16 protein-coding genes and 1 tRNA gene are annotated in these 17201 nt (G+C 65.2%); 6 read left to right on the forward strand and 11 right to left on the reverse strand.

Features of this window, described 5'->3' with window-relative positions:
• Positions 1-6 precede the first annotated feature (6 nt).
• Genes ACTF4R_RS14850 through queC form a run of 3 tightly spaced genes read left to right on the forward strand, consistent with a single transcriptional unit; the run spans position 7 to position 1953 of the window.
• Positions 7-447 (forward strand): 6-pyruvoyl trahydropterin synthase family protein, encoded by a 441-nt coding sequence (locus tag ACTF4R_RS14850; protein WP_440008667.1) that lies wholly within the window; start codon positions 7-9, stop codon positions 445-447.
• 1 nt (position 448) lies between these two features.
• Positions 449-1225: a 7-carboxy-7-deazaguanine synthase QueE gene (locus ACTF4R_RS14855; protein ID WP_440008668.1), complete on the forward strand. Its 777-nt coding sequence runs from the start codon at positions 449-451 to the stop codon at positions 1223-1225.
• 2 nt (positions 1226-1227) lie between these two features.
• On the forward strand, positions 1228-1953 hold the full coding sequence (gene queC / locus ACTF4R_RS14860; protein ID WP_440008669.1) for a 7-cyano-7-deazaguanine synthase QueC: 726 nt from the start codon (positions 1228-1230) through the stop codon (positions 1951-1953).
• Positions 1954-1974: 21 nt separating this feature from the next.
• Here the strand turns inward: queC and ACTF4R_RS14865 are convergent, their stop codons facing one another.
• From ACTF4R_RS14865 to ACTF4R_RS14890, 6 genes are all read right to left on the reverse strand, one after another.
• Entirely contained in the window at positions 1975-2973 is a 999-nt protein-coding gene (locus ACTF4R_RS14865; RefSeq protein WP_440008670.1) for a DMT family transporter, read from the reverse strand.
• A 137-nt stretch (positions 2974-3110) separates the two neighbouring features.
• Positions 3111-4121, reverse strand: coding sequence for a presenilin family intramembrane aspartyl protease PSH (locus ACTF4R_RS14870; RefSeq protein WP_440008671.1), 1011 nt, complete (start codon positions 4119-4121; stop codon positions 3111-3113).
• Positions 4122-4214: 93 nt separating this feature from the next.
• Positions 4215-6587: a DNA mismatch repair endonuclease MutL gene (gene mutL / locus ACTF4R_RS14875; protein ID WP_440008673.1), complete on the reverse strand. Its 2373-nt coding sequence runs from the start codon at positions 6585-6587 to the stop codon at positions 4215-4217.
• Between the two features lie 53 nt (positions 6588-6640).
• Positions 6641-7051, reverse strand: coding sequence for a CoA-binding protein (locus ACTF4R_RS14880; protein ID WP_440008675.1), 411 nt, complete (start codon positions 7049-7051; stop codon positions 6641-6643).
• 113 nt (positions 7052-7164) lie between these two features.
• Positions 7165-7806, reverse strand: a complete 642-nt coding sequence (locus ACTF4R_RS14885) for an RAD55 family ATPase (protein ID WP_440008677.1) — start codon at positions 7804-7806, stop codon at positions 7165-7167.
• A gap of 134 nt (positions 7807-7940) precedes the next feature.
• Complete coding sequence (locus ACTF4R_RS14890; RefSeq protein WP_440008679.1) at positions 7941-8792, reverse strand: geranylgeranylglycerol-phosphate geranylgeranyltransferase; 852 nt, start codon at positions 8790-8792, stop codon at positions 7941-7943.
• Positions 8793-8892: 100 nt separating this feature from the next.
• Here ACTF4R_RS14890 and ACTF4R_RS14895 point away from each other — a divergent pair.
• Positions 8893-8967: transfer RNA gene (locus ACTF4R_RS14895), tRNA-Arg, on the forward strand.
• 677 nt (positions 8968-9644) lie between these two features.
• Here the strand turns inward: ACTF4R_RS14895 and ACTF4R_RS14900 are convergent.
• Both ACTF4R_RS14900 and ACTF4R_RS14905 read right to left on the reverse strand, forming a co-directional pair.
• A complete protein-coding gene (locus tag ACTF4R_RS14900) occupies positions 9645-10199 on the reverse strand; it encodes a GNAT family N-acetyltransferase (RefSeq protein WP_440008681.1) in 555 nt (184 codons plus the stop codon).
• Positions 10200-10336: 137 nt separating this feature from the next.
• On the reverse strand, positions 10337-10825 hold the full coding sequence (locus ACTF4R_RS14905) for a DUF6789 family protein (protein WP_440008682.1): 489 nt from the start codon (positions 10823-10825) through the stop codon (positions 10337-10339).
• A 512-nt stretch (positions 10826-11337) separates the two neighbouring features.
• Here ACTF4R_RS14905 and ACTF4R_RS14910 point away from each other — a divergent pair.
• Positions 11338-12006, forward strand: a complete 669-nt coding sequence (locus ACTF4R_RS14910) for a DUF998 domain-containing protein (RefSeq protein WP_440008683.1) — start codon at positions 11338-11340, stop codon at positions 12004-12006.
• A 237-nt stretch (positions 12007-12243) separates the two neighbouring features.
• Complete coding sequence (locus tag ACTF4R_RS14915; RefSeq protein ID WP_440008684.1) at positions 12244-13116, forward strand: CPBP family intramembrane glutamic endopeptidase; 873 nt, start codon at positions 12244-12246, stop codon at positions 13114-13116.
• Between the two features lie 78 nt (positions 13117-13194).
• On the opposite strand, the gene ACTF4R_RS14920 is transcribed toward ACTF4R_RS14915, so the two are convergent.
• The 3 genes from ACTF4R_RS14920 to cobT form a co-directional block, all read right to left on the reverse strand.
• Positions 13195-14226 (reverse strand): PAS domain S-box protein, encoded by a 1032-nt coding sequence (locus ACTF4R_RS14920; RefSeq protein ID WP_440008685.1) that lies wholly within the window; start codon positions 14224-14226, stop codon positions 13195-13197.
• Between the two features lie 546 nt (positions 14227-14772).
• Positions 14773-16071, reverse strand: coding sequence for a cobyrinic acid a,c-diamide synthase (locus tag ACTF4R_RS14925; protein WP_440008686.1), 1299 nt, complete (start codon positions 16069-16071; stop codon positions 14773-14775).
• Positions 16068-17075 (reverse strand): nicotinate mononucleotide-dependent phosphoribosyltransferase CobT, encoded by a 1008-nt coding sequence (cobT, locus tag ACTF4R_RS14930; protein WP_440008687.1) that lies wholly within the window; start codon positions 17073-17075, stop codon positions 16068-16070. The genes ACTF4R_RS14925 and cobT overlap by 4 nt, the downstream gene beginning before the upstream one ends.
• Between the last annotated feature and the right edge of the window lie 126 nt (positions 17076-17201).

A 17201-nucleotide genomic window follows, 5' to 3' on the forward strand; every position in this document is an offset into this window, starting at 1 on the left:
TCGGGTATGGCTGGAATCGTACCCGAATCGTCGTCCGAGCGCGTCCTCCACGTCGGCCGCGACCGCCCGATTCGCATCAGCAGCGGGCATCGAATCCTGCACCACGACGGGAAATGCAGCCGTCCGCACGGACACAACTACGAGATAGCGGTGACGGTCGTCGGCGAGTTGACCGAGGAGGGCTGGGTCGTCGACAAAGGAGAGATTACCTCGGTAATATCGGAGTGGGACCACCGGTTCCTGCTCGAAGCCGACGACCCGCTGGTCGAGGCGTTCGAGGCGAGCGGCGACGGCGACGCCGTGGTCGTGCTCGACGCGCCCCCGACCGCGGAGGTGATGAGCGTCGAACTGGAGCGTCGCCTCGACGAACGACTGCCCGACACCGTCTCGGACGTTCGGGTCCAGGTGTCCGAGACGGCCGAGCTCTGCGGCGGGAGCCCGCTCTGAGATGCCGGTGAGCAGCGACGCAGTGGCGCGCGAGGGAGACGGGGACGGACCCGACGAGCCGACCCTCCCCGTGAACGAGCTGTTCTACTCGCTCCAGGGCGAGGGGACGCTCGCCGGCACGCCCAGCGTCTTCGTCCGGACCAGCGGCTGTAACCTCCGGTGCTGGTTCTGTGACTCCTATCACACCTCGTGGGAGCCGACCCACGCACGGATGACGGTCGACGAGGTCGTCGCAGAGGTCGCGTCGCACGACGCCGACCACGTCGTCGTCACCGGCGGCGAACCGCTGGTCCACGACGAGATAGCGGTGCTCCTCGACCGTCTCGACGCGGCCGGATACCACACGACCGTCGAGACGAACGGCACGGTGTACCGCGACGTTCCCATCGACCTCGCCAGCGTCAGCCCGAAACTCGCCGGGTCGACGCCGACCGCCGAGAAGGACCCGGCGGGCGAGGGCGAGTGGGCCGAGCGCCACGAGGAGCGACGCATCGACCTCGACGCGCTGGCGGCGCTCGTCGAGAACTACGACCACCAGTTGAAGTTCGTCGTCACCGACGAGGCTGACGTCCGCGAGGTCGAGGAGCTCCTGGGTCGAATCCGGGACGCGGCGAACGTCGCCGTCCCGGACGACGCCGTCCTGCTGATGCCGGAGGGCGCGACCCGCGAGCGACTCGACGAGACGCGCCCCCGCGTCGCCGAACTGGCGATGGAGTACGGCTACCGATACACGCCCCGACTGCACGTGAACCTCTGGAACGACGCCCCCGAAACCTGACGATGTCACCGACCGACACCCACGACGCATCCGACGCCGACGCATCGACCGAGAGACGAGCCGTCGTCCTCGCCTCCGGCGGGATGGACAGCGCGACCGCCGCCTGGGAGGCCCGCGAGCGCGGCTTCGCCCCCGTCTTCCTGCACACCTCCTACGGCCAGCGCACCGAGGACAGGGAGTTCGACTGCGCGAGACGGCAGGCCGACATCCTCGACGCGCCGTTCCTCCGCGTCGAGACGAGCCACCTCGCCGATATCGGCGGGTCGAGTCTCACCGACGACTCGATGGCGGTCGAGGACGCCGACATGGAGAGCGACGAGGTGCCGGACACGTACGTCCCGTTCCGGAACGCGAACCTCCTCTCGATGGCCGTCTCGGCCGCGGAAGCCAACGACTGCGACGCCGTGTTCGTCGGCGCGCACAGCGAGGACTTCTCCGGATACCCCGACTGCCGCCCCGCGTTCTTCGAGGCGTTCCAGTCCGTCGTCGACGTGGGGACGAAACCCGACACGGACATCGACGTGGTCGCGCCGTTCGTCGAGTGGTCGAAGACCGACATCGCCGAGCGCGGGACGGAACTCGGCGTCCCCTACGAGCACACCTGGAGCTGTTACCGCGAGGAATCGCCGGCCTGCGGCACCTGCGACGCCTGCGCGTACCGCCTCCAGGCGTTCCGGAACGTCGGCGTGCGAGACCCCGTCGACTACGAGCAACGACCGGAGTACTGACCCGTCGTTTCGACCGGCGGGCTAGCCGGCCCCCGACGCCGTCGAAGTGACGTAGATGCCCGCGAGCACGACCGCACCGCCGGCGACGGTCGCCGTGCCGGGCACCTGGCCGAGCAGGACGAGCGCGAGCAGGGTGCTGCCGACGGGTTCGCCTAGCAGCGAGACGCTGACGACGCTGGACTCGACGTACTTCAGCGCCCAGTTGATGACGGTGTGGCCGAAGATGCCCGGTCCGACAGCCATCCCGAGGAAGAGCAGCCACTCCACCGGCGGGTAGGCGGTGAGCGCGAGGTCGGCCGCGCCGACCTGGGCGAGCGCGACGCCGAACAGGACGACGGTGCAGACGCCGTAGACGACGGTGACGTAGGGGACGAGCGAGACGCGCTGGCGGATGGACCGCCCGGCGAGGACGTACCCGGCCGCCGCGATGGCACCCGCGACCGCCAGGGCGTTGCCGTACAGCGGTCTCGGGCTGGCGCCGGCGCTCGCCGACTCGCTGTCGAGTATCGCTCCCGTGAGCAGTTCGTCCCACAGTGCGCCCGAGAGCAACCCCTGGAGTTCCGCGCCCGAGAGCACGCCGCCGAGCGACATCGCCGCCATCCCGACGAACGCGACGAGGATGCCGGCGACGGTCCGGCGCGTGACGCGCTCGTCGAGCAGCGCCCACGCGCCGACGGCGACGAACAGCGGCTGGGACTGGACCAGCGTCACCGAGGCCGCCACCGTCGTCCACTCCAGGCTCTCGAACCACGTGATGAAGTGGACCGCCAGCGCCCCGCCCGTGACGACCGCGGCCAGCAGGTCCCGTCCGGCGAACGCCGCGAGGTCGCTCCGGTAGCGCGTCGCCGCGAACGGCGCGAGCAACAGGGTGGTGAAGAGGACGCGGTAGAACGCCTTGACGATGCTCGGCGCGTCGCTGAACTCGATGAGGATGGCGCTCGTGCTGACGGCGACGATGGCGACGGCGAGGGCGACCATCGGCGGCACCTCTCGTTCGGCCCAGTCGACGACGTGAAACATCGCTCTCGCTCGACGTTGGTTCCGGCACGCGATTCAAAGTTCGGGTCCCGGCGAAGGGCGACGTCCCGGGAGAGAGCGCGGACGATGGACGGCGAACCCCGCGAGAGCGCGTCGACGGACCGCGTGGCGACGCGGCCCTACAGACCCAGGGCGGTCGTGAGCGACAGTCCGCTGGCGAGCGCGCCGACGAGGTAGCCGCCGATGGCGCCGCCGTTGAGCAGCGGCAGGCCCGCGTGCGCTCGCCCCTTCAGCACCAGCCACAGCAGGACGACGAGGCCGCCCATCGTCCCGACCATCGACGTCAGCGCGGGGAGGTTCAGGGCGATGCCCGAGACGAGCGGTTCGACCGGCGCGAAGAAGGCGGCGCTGGCGACCATCACCGTCGGCATGACGGCGTCGCCGAGGCCGATGAAGAACACGTCGCGCTCGGACGCCCCCGGGCCGTGGCCGGACGCCGCCCCGTCGTTCGCGCCGCCGTCGCCCAGTCGCTCGTCCGCCGAGACGGCCCCCTCCGGCGTCGCCTGCGCCGTCTCCTCCAGGTAGGAGTACGACAGCGTCAGCGGGATGACGAGCACGACGGGAATCTTGAGGTCCATCACGCCCGACGCGAGCGTGAGCATGTGTTCGGTACCGTAGACGCTGATGGCGTCGTAGACGGCGAGCACGGAGAGCAGGACGATGGCCGGCAGCAGGCCGAAACTGATGCCGAAGAGGCCGGCCGCGCCGGCACCCATCACGACGCCCGCCGCGTCGATGACGTACCACTCGGGGTACACCGCGAGTGCGAGCGCGACGAGCGCGGCGGCGACCCACGCCAGCACGTTGAACTGCGCCCCGCCGAGCGTGACCACCAGGGCAGCCGGTATCACGACGCTGAAGACGTACAGCGAGAGCAGACCGCTCGTGGCGATGATGACGACCCGGAGAATCCACTCCACGCCGAGTTTCATCACTGCGAGCATCCCCGCCGTAAATACGAGGATGATGCCGATGTAGACCAGACTGTTGGTGGGGTCCGAGGGGTCCTCGACGGTCTGGAAACCGGCCGACTGGAACGGCTCGACCAGCGCCAGCGCGCCGAGCTGGACGAGGAGGAAGATGGCGACCGTCAGCCCGGCGGCCCCGAGAACGCGCGTTCGCTGTTCCATGTCCGGACCATCGAAGTCACAGGTCTTTGGGGTTTCGGGTTCCCACTCGGCGGACTGCGAGCGGTCCGGCGCTCCGCCCGGCGTCCGCGCCGGTCACTCCGGGCGCCGCCGGGCGTGGCCGGGATAGTCTCGCTCGAACCGCTCTTCTATCTCCCGTTCGCTGAACTCGACGACGACGGGCCGGCCGTGCGGGCAGGCGTACGGGTTCTCGCAGTCGTCCAGTTCGGCCAGCAGCGACACCACGTCGCCCTCCTTCAGCGACGTGTTACCGGTGATGGAGGGGTAACACGCCAGGTCGGAGATGAGCGCGTCCGCGGTCGTCGTCGCGGCGTCGTCGGTCTCGTCTCCGTCCGTCGAGACGAACTCGCTCAGCACGTCGCGGAGTAGCTCCGGGTCGAGCGTCTCGTCGAGCACCGCCGGAACGGTCGTCACCTCGACGCTGCGGCTCACCGCCGACGCGTCGCCCTCGTCGTCCGATTCGTTCCCCTCCGGGTCCTCCGGCACGCGCCCGGCGTGGAACCCGAGCTGGGCCAGCGCGTCGCGGTACTCGTCGAACAGCGCTGCCTCCCGCGCGGTGAGTTCGAGTTCGACCGGCTCCGCGAGGACCTGCGTCGTCGTCTCGCCCGCGAACTGCTCGCAGAGCCGCTCGTAGTTCACGCGCTCGTCGGCGGCGTGCTGGTCGACGAGAACGAGTCCGTCCCTCGTCTCCGCGACGACGTACGTGTCGTGCAACTGCCCGAGGACGGACATCGCCGGCAGGCGGTCGAACTCCCGCTCCGGGGCGTCCCCGAGCGTCCCCGCCTCCGTCGCCGGCCGGAACTTGCGCTCGGCGGACCTCGGAACCTCCGACCCGCCGGTCGTCGCTCCGCCGTCGTCCCCGTCCCGCGCGTCGTCCCTCGACGCGCTCGCCTCGTCGCCGCGGCGGCGTCCCGTCCGCCGGTTCGCCGGCGTTCGACTCCCTGTCGGGCTCGACCCGCCACTCTCGGCCCCGCGCGAGGACTCGCCGACCTCGGTCGCCGTACCGGCGTCGTCCGTCGAGGCGGGTGCCCGGCCGGAGCCCGGTGCGGAACCTGACTCGCGCCCGTCCGCCGACGACCGGGACGACTCTCGGGTCGCCCTCGACGCTTCGGACGGCTCCGTCGTCGAGGCGGACGACTGCCGCGTCGGGGCGTCGGTCCGCTGCGGGCCACCGTCGTCGGCGTCGTCGCCCGCGCCGACGTCCGCGGGGCCGCCCGAAGCGCCGAGTTCCGACTGCTCGCGTGGCGGTCCGTCGCGGTCGACGTCTCCCCGCACCGGGTCGACGTCGGTCTCCGCGGGGGTCGAGCGTCCCCGCGGCGCTGACGAGCGGACCAGTCCGTGGTCCAGCAGCGCCGACTCGACGGTCTCGCGGACCGTCTCCCTGACCGTCGCCTCGTCCCCGAACCGGACCTCCATCTTCCGCGGATGGGCGTTCACGTCCACCGCGTCCCCCGGCAGGTCGAGGAAGAGCACGGCGAAGGGGTAGCGGTCGGGCGCGAGCTGGTCGCCGTACGCGTCCAGCACGGCCTCCCGAACCGTCGACGAGCGCACGTAGCGCCCGTTGACGTAGGTCGAGACGTACTCGCGGCTGCTCCGCGTCGTCTCCGGATGGCTGACGTATCCCGAGACGTCGACCGAACTCTCCCCGTCCCCCGATGCAGCGGACTCGTCCCCGTCGCCCGGCTCTACAGATTCGTCCCCGTCTCTCGACCTCGCGGACTCCTCCCCACCACTCGACTCGACGGGAATCATCGCCTCGGCGACCTCGCGGCCGTACACCGAGAGGATGGCCGACCGGAGGTCGCCGCGGCCGGTCGTCGAGAACACCTCGCGGCCGTCGTGGGTCAGCGAGACGGCGACGTCCGGATTCGCCAGCGCGTAGCGCGTGACCACGCGGTTGACGTGCGAGAACTCGGTCGCCTCGGTCTTCAGGTACTTCTCGCGCGCCGGCGTGTTGAAGAAGAGGTCCGCGACCTCGACCGTCGTCCCCTCGGGACAGCCGGCGGGCCCGACGGCCTCGACCTCGCCGCCGACCAGTCGGAGTTCGGTCCCGCGGTCGCCGTCCCGTGGCTTCGTCCGGATGGTCGTCCGGGACACCGCGCCGATGGTGTACAGTGCCTCGCCGCGGAACCCGAGGGTCCCCACGCCCGATTCGAGGTCGTCGATGTCCCGTATCTTGCTCGTCGTGTGCTCCCGGACGGCGGCGCGAGCGTCCGCTTCCGTCATCCCGACGCCGTCGTCGCTGACGGCGATGCGCTCGGTGCCGCCCGCCTCCACCGTCACGTCGACGCGCGACGCGTCGGCGTCGAGGCTGTTCTCCACGAGCTCCTTGACGGCGCTCGCGGGCCGTTCGACCACCTCACCGGCCGCTATCTGCTGGACCGTCCGTTCGTCCAGTTCGCGGATGGTCGTGTCCCGGGCGTTCGCGTCGTCGTCCCCCTCGTTCATCCCTCTCACCGTGTCCTCGCGGCGCCTTCAACGTTGTCACCGCCGACGGACCGTCACCCCATCAGCCGCTGATGTTCGACCTTCATGCAGTGGTCCTGGACGACGCGCTTGCCGGCGTTCTCGGCGCGCTCGGCCGCCTCGTCGTCGCGGATGCCGAGTTGCGTCCAGATGACGCCCGCGTCGTCGCGCTCGACCGCGGCGTCGACGATACCTCCGACCTCGTCGCTCGGCCGGAACACGTCCACGACGTCGACGTCCTCCTCGACGTCGGCCAGCGAGTCGTACGCCCGACGGCCGAATATCTCGTCGGCGTACGGGTTCACCGGAATCACGTCGTAGCCGTGTTCCTGGAGGTACTTCGGAATCTCGTGGGCGTCTTTGCCTTCCGTCGTCGAACAGCCGACGACCGCGACGGTGTCGAGTTCGAGTATCTGACGGAGTTCGTCGTCGCTCTCGACTGGCATACCTGTGTATCACGGGGCGCGCCAGCAAAAACGTGCTGCCGAAGACCGACGTACTGCAGAGAAACGGCGTGCTGGAGAACGGCCCGCAGAAGCGGTCGACCGCTCGACTCCGCTCAGACGGTCTGCCACTCCGTCGTCTCGCCGACGCCTTTCAGTCGAAGCTCCGACCGGTCGGCGTCGCTCTCTCGCACCTCTATCTCGCCGTCGAACAGCTGTCGGAGCGTGCTCATCGTCTGGTCGTCGTGTGCCGTCGAGTCGACGACGAACAGGCCAAGGGCGTCTGCGCTCTGGACGCGACCCGTGAAGACGTGGAGGAACCGGAACACGGTCTGGAGGTTCGAGTACATCAGCAGCGTCGACAGCGAGTCGAGCAGGATGCGGTTCTCGCGGACGCCGCGCTCGTAGAACCGCTCCAGAAACTCCGAGAGTTCGATACCGATGCCGGTCATGTCGACCGGCGAGGACGCGTAGGCCACCCTGTCGGTGGGCGTCGGACTCCCTCCCTGCTGCTTGGAGACGCAGTCGACGACGCCCACTGTCGGAACGGCCCCGTCGAAGCGGTCCTCGTACGCCCGGAGGACCTCGTCGCCACTGTCCTGCGTCGTGACGACGATCGCACCGTCGCCCCGACGACTCCCGTGGGTCAGTACGTCGAGACCGAGGGCACGCTTGCCAGTCATCGGCGGGCCAGCGATCAGCAGGTTCGTCCCCGGTTCACATTCGGTGGCCGAGCACGCGTCACCGAGTTCATACATGACGTCCCTCACGGCGGTGTGGCGGGAGAACGCCAGCCGTCGACCACGGCCGACCCTCTCCTCTGTCTCATCGTAGATAAAGATAGGTACTTTTACTTATATTCTTTTTGATTGGTATCTGTTCCGTCACTTCGCTAGAGAAGGGTGGCGACGCGACCGACGACGAACGCCGCCGCGGCGAGGAACATGCCGTACTTGAGGTGTGACTGGCCCGCAGTCGGGTCCTCGAAACTCTCGTAGGCAGCGTACAGCATCACCGCGTCGGCGGGCGCGACCGCCGCGAGGTACACCGCGCCGAACGCCGTCCAGAAGTACGGGAGCGGACTGGCGGCGACTGCGATCACGAGCAACGCCGCCCCGACGGCGAGCGCCGGCCGCGCACCGATGGCCAGCGGGAGCGTGTTCAGCCCCTCCTCGCGGTCGCCCGCCATGTCCTCCACGTCTTTGACGATTTCGCGCGTCAGCGTCGACAGTGCGGCCAGCACGAAGAGGACGCCCGATTCGGCGATGCTGCCGACGGCCGCACCCCCGAACAGGAACGTGCTCCCGCCGAGGTAGGCGACGACGGCGTTACCGACGCCCGGCAGTCCCTTGAACCACTCCGTGTACAGGAGCAGCGCGAGGAGGTTCACCAGCGCGATGGCGATGGCCAACGGCGGCAGGGTGAGCGTCGCCAGGACCGCACCGACGAACAGCGCCGCGCTGAACCACAGCGCCTCCCGCGGCGTCACTGCTCCGCGGGGAATCGGTCTGCCCGGCGCGTTGATGGCGTCTATCTCCCGGTCGAAGTAGTCGTTGATGGAGTTGCCGGCGGCGGTAGCGAGCCACGTCGCCGCGACCGCGGCCGTGACGTTGCCGACCGGATCCGCGACCGACTGGTCGGTGATACCGGCGACGAACGCCCCGATGAGGGTCAGAACGCCAGCGGCGAACGTGTTCCCGGGCCGGGTGAGTTCGAACAGCCCCCGGGCACGTCCGTCGTCCATACCCCGGCTACTCGTCCGACCCGGTATAAATGAATCGGACGTGTCCCGGTCCGGGAGAAACCACGGCGCTTAAAAGGAGTCGTGCAGTACGTGTGACCGAGGGCGCTTAGCTCAGTCTGGACAGAGTACTTGGCTTCGGACCAAGCTGTCGCGGGTTCAAATCCTGCAGCGCCCATTCGTTTTCCGAACGATTAAAATCCGACAGATAGCGACGGGTTACTTATAAACCGCCTTTGGCTGCCGAATTTGATTTCGTTCGATGGTCCGGGGTACAGCGGCCGGTCCTTCTTGCTCTATGGGGGCTCGTGGTCGGTTTCGCAATCATCTTCACGTGGCTATACAACAGCACCGGCGGGAGCATCCTCCTATCGATGGTGCTTCACGACGGCATCAATGCAGCATCTGGTCTTGGGGGTGCCTTCGTCGATAATCCGTCGAGAATCGGTGTCCACGTCTTGGCCGCTTACGGGGTCCCGATTTCGATTCTTCCGGAGTGCTGATACTACGGTGCGGCCGTGAAACCCTTTCTGCCCTCCCAGCCCTCAACGAGCGTGCAGATGACGTCATTGAGTCTGATCGATCCACGTCAGCCACCAAGGAGACGCTCTGAAACATCCGAGTCGATGTGGTGAGTTCTACTGACTATGACCTCTCGGTCGGCCGAGAACTTCTGGCGGTGAACAGGGAGTTCGGTTAACCGCTAAACACAGGGCGCGTATCGGTCACGGGACGAGGTAGCGTTCGGGGGAGAGAAGGCACTCATCACCACGACAGGAAGGGTCAGAAGTGTATGGCGTCGGAAATTCGGAGGTGACTGGTTCGTGTGACTGATTTGTGGACCCTTGATGGGAGCTATTCGGTATTCTGCCACTCCGACCGGAGGAGCCCATACCAGAGCGTGTCGTAATACTCACCCTGGTACCATGCGGCCTCTCGTTGCGTCCCTTCGTGCTCGAATCCCAGCGATTCCAGCAGCGCGATGGAAGCATCGTTGAAATCTCCGACATGCGCACTCAACCGCCGAAGGTTTCGGTCTGTGAAGGCGTACTCGACTATCAAAGCGGCAGCGTCAGATCCGTATCCCTGACCGTGGTGTTCGGGTGCAATCCAGTACCCTAGTTCCGCAGATCGGGCCCTCGATGTCTCGGTGGGGCCGTACTGGGATTCCGATAACGAAACGTGACCAACCGGGTCGTCGTCGTGACAGACCAAACAGTGAACGTCCCCTTCGGTGGTCAGGACATCTTCGAAAAACTCTGCGGCCAGGTTGTCATTCATCGGATTGATATCGAGTGCTGGACGCCAGACGGTCGGGTCGTTCATCACTCCTTGAATGAACTCGATATCTTCCTCTTCGACTGGTCGAAGGGTTACCGTGTCGCCCTCCAGGAATACTGGTCCAGGCATACCGGAACGTGACGCGAGTATTATGAGTACTTTGGGGACCCATGAGTATTGATAGCGTTCAGGCTGGCTTCCCTGACCCTCCTGCTGACAAGATTGGACCGTCTGTGCGCAATACAGAGTATGGATTGAGCGATGGGCTATTGTCCTGTTGAGGCTCCTGTGAGAAATGTCCGATGTTCAGCGAGTCGGTCATACACACCGCCAAGCACGAACCCATATCCAAGATAGGCGATTAATGTCGCTAGGAGCAACGGGTATGCCTCAGCGGGTGTCTGCTCGCTGAACTCGACCCCGTAGATGATGGCGGTTGCATATCCCAGCCAGAGAACGAGACTAAATACGAGTCCGTGAATAATACCTGATTCACCCGGCAGTCCCCACGTGAATCCAGCGAAAAACAACGGCCATGCGACCACAAACAGCAGAACGTACATGAAATACGTGAGCAGGGTCGCCGTGGAACTCTCAGCGAGACACACCGGCGGTCCAATGGCACAGAGATTCTCTACGGTAGCGAAGACCAAGAGGTCGTACCCACCCAATAGCAGGTCGCCAATCAGTAAAAGAATAGTCAACACAGCAGTCGCAACGACACCACCCCCGAGACTACTCCTAACGGGTTCCATGACGGTACGACTACACCAGCACCAGCAATAAAACGGAAGGTGAGCAGAAGCAAGCGATAAGTTCGCACCACTAACTGAACAGGGTCGGATGACTGGTGCGCAATCTAGAGGATGAATTGCTCAAATGTGGTAGAACCCCCTCAGAGGAGACCATCCCACGTCTCGCTCACCGTGTTCGACGTTGTGAGAGGCCACTCCAACTCGCCACACGCAACCAACCAGTCCGTCGTAACTCCGCCCACCAATCACCGGCCTGTACCACCACGACCAACTCTGCACGGTCTTTGAAGACGAGCGAATAGTTCACCGTGTCGCTAGCGTACGCTCGGTGGTATGACCACTGAACGTACCGACATCGGGATGACTGCCCGACAACTCGCACGGACAGACGTGGTCAGCGTCACGCCAGACACGCCAATTACCGAAACTGCCCAGACGATGTAATCAGCAGGACAGTGCCGATTCCACGTCCAAACACTACTTGACTGAGACGAACGTATGTCCCGTTGTCCATGAGCGATTCTCATAGTGGTGGGATTTCAGCTCGACTCGGGTATTCGGATTCGTCGATTGCGGGATTCAACATGGTTCTGGCGGGATTCATCGCCTTCATGGGAATCATCACGGCAGAAGTCCTCTATCCGAATTATTCGACGAGACAGGAGATCAGTGATCTCGGGTCAACCGTGCCACCGAATCCGATTATCCACCAGCCTTCCGCAACGATCTTCAACAGCACGATGCTGATAACGGGGGCACTCGTACTGGTTTCAGCCTACTTTGTCTACCGCGCTCTGGATCGTCGTGGGTTCCCGCTCGCGCTCGCTATTTTTGGGTTCGGCGCATTTGCCGTCGGAGTTTTTCCAGGCAATGTGACACCCTGGCATGGGTTGTTCGCTCTCCTCACCTTCTTCAGTGGTGGTGTCACGGTTGTTCTCTCTTCCCGGGTTATCTCCCGACCGTTTTCCTTTCTTTGTGGCCTCTTCGGTGGAATCTCTCTTCTTGTCCTGATTAGCGTCTTTTTCTACGGACTAGTCGTCGGTGGCCCAAGCCCACTGGAGTTCCTCGGATCCGGTGGGATAGAGCGCTGGGTGGCCTATCCTCTCATCCTTTGGCTGCTCGCTTTTGGGGGCTATCTGCTGGGAAACACCGGTAAAGATAGTAGCCGCTCCGATTCGTGAACGATACGCGCCCTGTATTAAGCACGCCACTTCAGATACCCGTTCGGTAGGTGACTTCAAACCGTGCAAGGGACAGTGGTCGGATGCAGTACGCTGGACGAGTTCTGTTCGAAGGTGGAAAGCTACGAAGCGCTTCGGTGAGCGTCTATGTCGGAGGCTGGGTCACCCAGATCCTCGCACCACGGTGGTTCCGTGAATATCGCATCCTGTTAAGCATGTGGCGGTAGTAAGTGAGGTGTGCAAGAGACCTCACGTCGAACGTTCGGCAATACGTCTATCTCTGCCGGAAATCCCTGGCTGTTCTTTGGCGTGACGTACGCCATAACGTGGGGCTGTTGGCTGGCAGCGATCGCCCTCGAGGTGAGTTTCGACAGTGTTGAAGGACTCGTATTGCTATTACTGGGACTCCTCGGCCCCGGTGCCGCCGGTATCGGGTTCGTGTATCTCGTCTACGATGAACGAGGGCGGACGGATTTCTGGAATCGCATCAAGCAGGTTCGCCGAATCGGCGTTCGGTGGTTCCTCGTCATACTTCTGGTCCCCGTGGTCGTGACTATCGTCGCTGCGTTAGTAGATACGCTATTTGGTGGCCCAGGCGCAACGGTAGGCGAATGGGTGCAGGAAGTTGGCACTAATCCCCTTGCGTTCCTTCCGACGTTGTTCTTTGCAACGCTTCCGCCGATCCTCGAAGAGCTAGGATGGCGAGGGTATGCGTTGGACCGGCTTCAACTGAACTGGTCTGCGTTGGGTGCCAGCCTGATCTTGGGCGTCGTCTGGGCGGCCTGGCACCTCCCGTTGTTCTTTATCGAAGGGTCGTTTCAGCGCGAGGAAGTTGGGTTCGCCACGTCGGCGTTCTGGCTGTTCATGATCGGGACTGTCGCGCTCTCAGTGGTATTCACGTGGGTTTACAATCATACATCGCGCAGCATCCTCGGCATCATCCTGTTGCATGGGTGGGTGAACTTCGTCTCCCAATCCTTCGAGGTGGCGGACGCATCGTACTACGCTCACTGGGTGCTGCTGGCCATTCTAATTACGGCAATCTGGGGAGCGAAGACCCTGACGAAGGCCGAACGAGTCCCCCATCCACCCCTTCCTACTAAACAGTAGTTCAGCTGTAGATTATCTTACGTTCGTTCGCCACCTCCGAGATATCCACACAAGTACTCCGACGCTCCGGCGATTCGGTCAGTTCGAGCGAGTGACGTTCGTGAACTCGAATCGGGCACCGCCTTCGTCGCTCTCCCCGATGACGTAGTCCCATCCGTACGCGTCCGCGAGCTCGGCCACGAACGTCAGTCCGAGTCCGATTCCGTCGTCGTCCGTGGTGTAGCCTGCTTCCACCACCGCCTCGCGCTCGGCTTCGGGGATGCCTCGACCCGTATCTTCGACGTAGAAGCCGCCGTCGAGCGCGCCGACCCGTACCGTGACCGCTCCATCGTTGTGCCTGATCGCGTTTCGAAACAGGTTCTCGAACACGTGCCGGAGATGCGAAGGGTTCGCCGTGATCTGCTGTGTACCCACGAGCGTCAGGTCCACTTCGTCGGTCGCCGTCTCAGGCCACGCCTCCGCGGCGACGCTCTGCATCTCGACGGTCTCCAGGCCATCGACCTCGCTCTCGTCACGGGCCAACACTAGCAGTACCTCGATGATCTCGTCGATACGTTGGAGGGCGTCTGCAATCTGACTGATGGTCGCCGTGTTCTCTTCGTCGTCGATGAAATCGAGATAGGACTGAGCCACGTACAGCGGATTGCGGAGTTCGTGCGCGAGCATGCTGGCGAAGCGGTCGAGACGTTCGTTCTGCCGTTCGAGTTTCCGTTCGACGTCCTTGCGGACCGAGATATCGCGGAACGTCCCCACGAAATACTGTTCGCCATCCCGGGTGAAGTCGTTGAACGAGATAGCCAACGGTACCTCGTGACCGTCTTTGTGTTGTCCCGGCAGTTCGACGTACGTCCAGTCGATGTGTTTCTCGCCGGTTTCCAGATAGCGCTGAAAGGCCTCCATGTGGACTTCTCTGAGGCGTTCGGGAATGATCGTCATCTTCGACCCCCCGACGATCTCCTCGGAGGGATACCCGAGGATGCGCTCGACGGCGGGGTTGGCGTACTGGATGACGCTCTCCTCGTCGAGCATGATGATGCCGTCGGCGGACGCCTCCGCAAGCGCATCGAACGCTTGCCGCCGCGGTGATAGAGCGGCTGACGGGTCTCCCATAGCGATTTTTCCGACCCACGGGGCGTTAAAGATGCGGTTTGATACTGCAAGCTACCGAGGCAGGGACAGACGTCCCGACGGGCGGTGAACAAACCGCCACCGGCGAGCCGCGTCTTCGTGGACCTCCGAATCGACGGCACCGTTGGTTCTGTCTGGAGGGTTCTGTTGCACTTTTCGTTGGACCTCCTTCGAGAACGAACGGTTCTACCGAGCGCTCTCGGTATTCATGCTGGCGAGCGTGCGGGAGGTTCTTCACCGACGCCGGATAGAAGCCGCGGACGACTCAGGTTCGGCGAGGAGGAGCGCGGAAAAGCACCAGGGGGTGGTGCTAGGGGCTGTCGAACTGTTCGTGACGAGGCCGGACTGCTGATGGCGGCAGACCGGGTAGGTCAGAGGCAACCTCGTCAACAGGGTGGCTGACCGGATTCGATAAATGCTTTGTGGGTCCGTAGAGTCGATAATCCGGTCGAAACGAGTCCGTTCGGCCCGTACTGCCTGGAACGCCACGGTCACCGTCGGGCCGACGTCCGAATCGTCCCGGAGACGCTAGAGAGCGTCGACGAATCGGTCGAACGCACCGCTTTCGGCGTGGACGTGCGCGTAAGTGCCGAGCGTCCGGTACTCCGTGAGACCGTCGCGGTCACCGTCGATACCCGACCCCCGCTCTACGTCGAAGGCGAACCGGGCGTCGGAGCCGACGTCGGCGCTGGAGTAGTGGAACTCGTGGCCGCGGACGGAGTCGTTCGCCCCGGCGGTGAGCGTCGGTTCGCGAGCACGGAGTTCGACGTGGTCCAGGGCCTGATACCTGTCGTGCATCCGGACGTCGGCGGGCAGGACGCCCGCCATCTCGTACGAGTCCCCGTCGGCGGTCGTCAGCGACTCGCCTAGGACCATCATCCCACCGCACTCTCCCAGAACCGGGACGCCCTCGCTCGCGTACCGACGGAGCGACGAGAGTGCCGGTCCACCAGCGAGCGCGCCAGCGTGCAGTTCCGGATACCCGCCGGGAAGGTAGACGCCGTCGGCGTCCGGAACGTCGTCCCCGTCCGTCGGTGCGAACGTCACGACCTCGGCTCGCGACCGCAGTCGTTCGAGGACGCCCGGATAGACGAATCTAAAGGCGTCGTCGCGCGGTACGGCGACTCGCCGGTCACGGGTCGGCTTTCGGTCGTCAGGCTCGGGGCGCGGCGGTTCGCTGGCGGTCGCGACGAGTCGTTCGGTGTCGACGTGTTCGGCGACCTCGTCGAGCGTCTCCCGGTCGAGGGGAGCCTCGTCGCCCATGTGGAGGCCGAGGTGGCGATCCGGGATTTCGAGGTCGGAGTGGGGCGGAATGCGACCGAAGTACGTCAACTCGTCGGGAAGGGCGTCCGCTATCCCCGCTTCGTGGCGGCCGCCGTGAGCACGCTGTGCGATGACGCCAGCGACGTCGATGTCGCGTCCCGCGTCGGCGGCGTACTCGCGGAAGCCGACCGCGGTCGCAGCGACGCTCTCCATTCCGGCGCTCGCATCGACGACGAGCACTACTGGAAGGTCGAGAGCCTCGGCGACCATCGCCGTACTGGACCCGTCGCCGTCGTAGAGTCCCATGACGCCTTCGACGACACAGACGTCGCCGTCGCCGCGGTAGTAGTTCCGCCGCAGTCCGACTTCGCCTTCGAGCCAGACGTCGAGGGTACGCGATGGGCGGCCGGCGACGGTAGCGTGGTGGCTGGGGTCGATGAAGTCGGGGCCGGCCTTCGCGGGCTGGACCGAGTGGCCCGCCGCTTCGAGGGCCCGGAGTACGGCGAGCGTGGCGACCGTCTTTCCCACGCCCGAGCGCGTCCCGCCGACGACGACGCCCCTCACGGTTTCACCGCCGGTTCCGCTTCCGTGGTCCGTTCGTACACGTCGACGACGCGGTCGCGCACTGCCGCCATCGAAACCCCCGCCCGGTCGGCCAGCGCCAGTGCGCCACCCATCCCGACGCCCTCTTTCGCTTCGCCGGCGACGTACGCGTCCATCGCCGGGTAGTCTCCGTCGGCGAACTCCGGGTCGGTCACGGTCAACGTCAGGTCGAGGTCGGCGGCCGACTTCTCTATCGCGGCGGTCTCGTCGGTCGCGACGAACGAGGTCGTGGCGAGCGATATCGGGTCGTCGACGCCCGCGTGTCGAACGAGGGCCGCGGCGGCGGCCAGTTGGGTGCCGCCGGCCAGCGTCACGTCGGTGCCGGATTCGAGCGCTCCGATGGTCGTCCCCGCGACGCCGGCCAGAACCGGATCGCCGACGCGACTCACCGCCGCTATCGGTTCGCCCGCCGCATCGCCCTTCGACAGGTCGCTCGCCGTCAAGGCGTCGTTCACTACGTCTCGCTTGAGGGCGAGGGGGTTTTCGGGGAGCGACGAGGAGACGGTCGTTCGCTCGCCGAGCGCGGTCAGGACGCCGAGTGCGGTCGTCGTTCCGCCGGGAATCGTCTCGCCGACGACGATCTCGTCGTCGGGAAGCGCGCGTCCGAGACGTGTGGCGTTCTCGAACACCTCTTCGGCATCTGGTACGGGCCGTGACCGTCGGACGTCCTCGCCGCTCTCCTCGCCGACCGTGACCGTCGGCGCACACGTCGGACTGCCGAGGCCGGCGTCGACGCCAAGCGTCTCGAACCCGAGCAGTTCCCGCACGGCGCGAGAAACGACCGCCGGAGTCGGACAGCCCGTGGGACTGACGGGGACGACGGGAGACGAGGTCGGTTTCCCGTATTCGAGAATTTCGAGGTCGGCGCTCGGAGTGTGTACCATTACGTCCGTGTCGGCCCCGGCGGCGCTGATGCCGTCGATTTCGGCCGTGCGGGTGCATCCGGCGACGAGAACGAATCTCATCGTATCGGCGGCCCCCACGTCGAGTTTCCCTCCCGGCACCGTCGGTCGAAGTCACCTTGTCCCGTACTCATGCTCTGCGATTACCCATCTATTTTGTAGTTAGTGAAAGTAGGCTTTAATCGTTTG

The organism is Halomicrococcus pelagicus (assembly GCF_051917725.1).
Classification (GTDB): domain Archaea; phylum Halobacteriota; class Halobacteria; order Halobacteriales; family Haladaptataceae; genus Halomicrococcus.

What these genes read in the sequence shown, in the direction of transcription:
- ACTF4R_RS14850 (WP_440008667.1), top strand. Translation starts at nt 7, where the DNA reads ATGGCTGGAATCGTACCCGAATCGTCGTCCGAGCGCGTCCTCCACGTC.
- ACTF4R_RS14855 (WP_440008668.1), top strand. Translation starts at nt 449, where the DNA reads ATGCCGGTGAGCAGCGACGCAGTGGCGCGCGAGGGAGACGGGGACGGA.
- queC (WP_440008669.1), top strand. Translation starts at nt 1,228, where the DNA reads ATGTCACCGACCGACACCCACGACGCATCCGACGCCGACGCATCGACC.
- ACTF4R_RS14865 (WP_440008670.1), bottom strand. Translation starts at nt 2,973, where the DNA reads ATGTTTCACGTCGTCGACTGGGCCGAACGAGAGGTGCCGCCGATGGTC.
- ACTF4R_RS14870 (WP_440008671.1), bottom strand. Translation starts at nt 4,121, where the DNA reads ATGGAACAGCGAACGCGCGTTCTCGGGGCCGCCGGGCTGACGGTCGCC.
- mutL (WP_440008673.1), bottom strand. Translation starts at nt 6,587, where the DNA reads ATGAACGAGGGGGACGACGACGCGAACGCCCGGGACACGACCATCCGC.
- ACTF4R_RS14880 (WP_440008675.1), bottom strand. Translation starts at nt 7,051, where the DNA reads ATGCCAGTCGAGAGCGACGACGAACTCCGTCAGATACTCGAACTCGAC.
- ACTF4R_RS14885 (WP_440008677.1), bottom strand. Translation starts at nt 7,806, where the DNA reads ATGTATGAACTCGGTGACGCGTGCTCGGCCACCGAATGTGAACCGGGG.
- ACTF4R_RS14890 (WP_440008679.1), bottom strand. Translation starts at nt 8,792, where the DNA reads ATGGACGACGGACGTGCCCGGGGGCTGTTCGAACTCACCCGGCCCGGG.
- ACTF4R_RS14900 (WP_440008681.1), bottom strand. Translation starts at nt 10,199, where the DNA reads ATGCCTGGACCAGTATTCCTGGAGGGCGACACGGTAACCCTTCGACCA.
- ACTF4R_RS14905 (WP_440008682.1), bottom strand. Translation starts at nt 10,825, where the DNA reads ATGGAACCCGTTAGGAGTAGTCTCGGGGGTGGTGTCGTTGCGACTGCT.
- ACTF4R_RS14910 (WP_440008683.1), top strand. Translation starts at nt 11,338, where the DNA reads ATGAGCGATTCTCATAGTGGTGGGATTTCAGCTCGACTCGGGTATTCG.
- ACTF4R_RS14920 (WP_440008685.1), bottom strand. Translation starts at nt 14,226, where the DNA reads ATGGGAGACCCGTCAGCCGCTCTATCACCGCGGCGGCAAGCGTTCGAT.
- cobT (WP_440008687.1), bottom strand. Translation starts at nt 17,075, where the DNA reads ATGAGATTCGTTCTCGTCGCCGGATGCACCCGCACGGCCGAAATCGAC.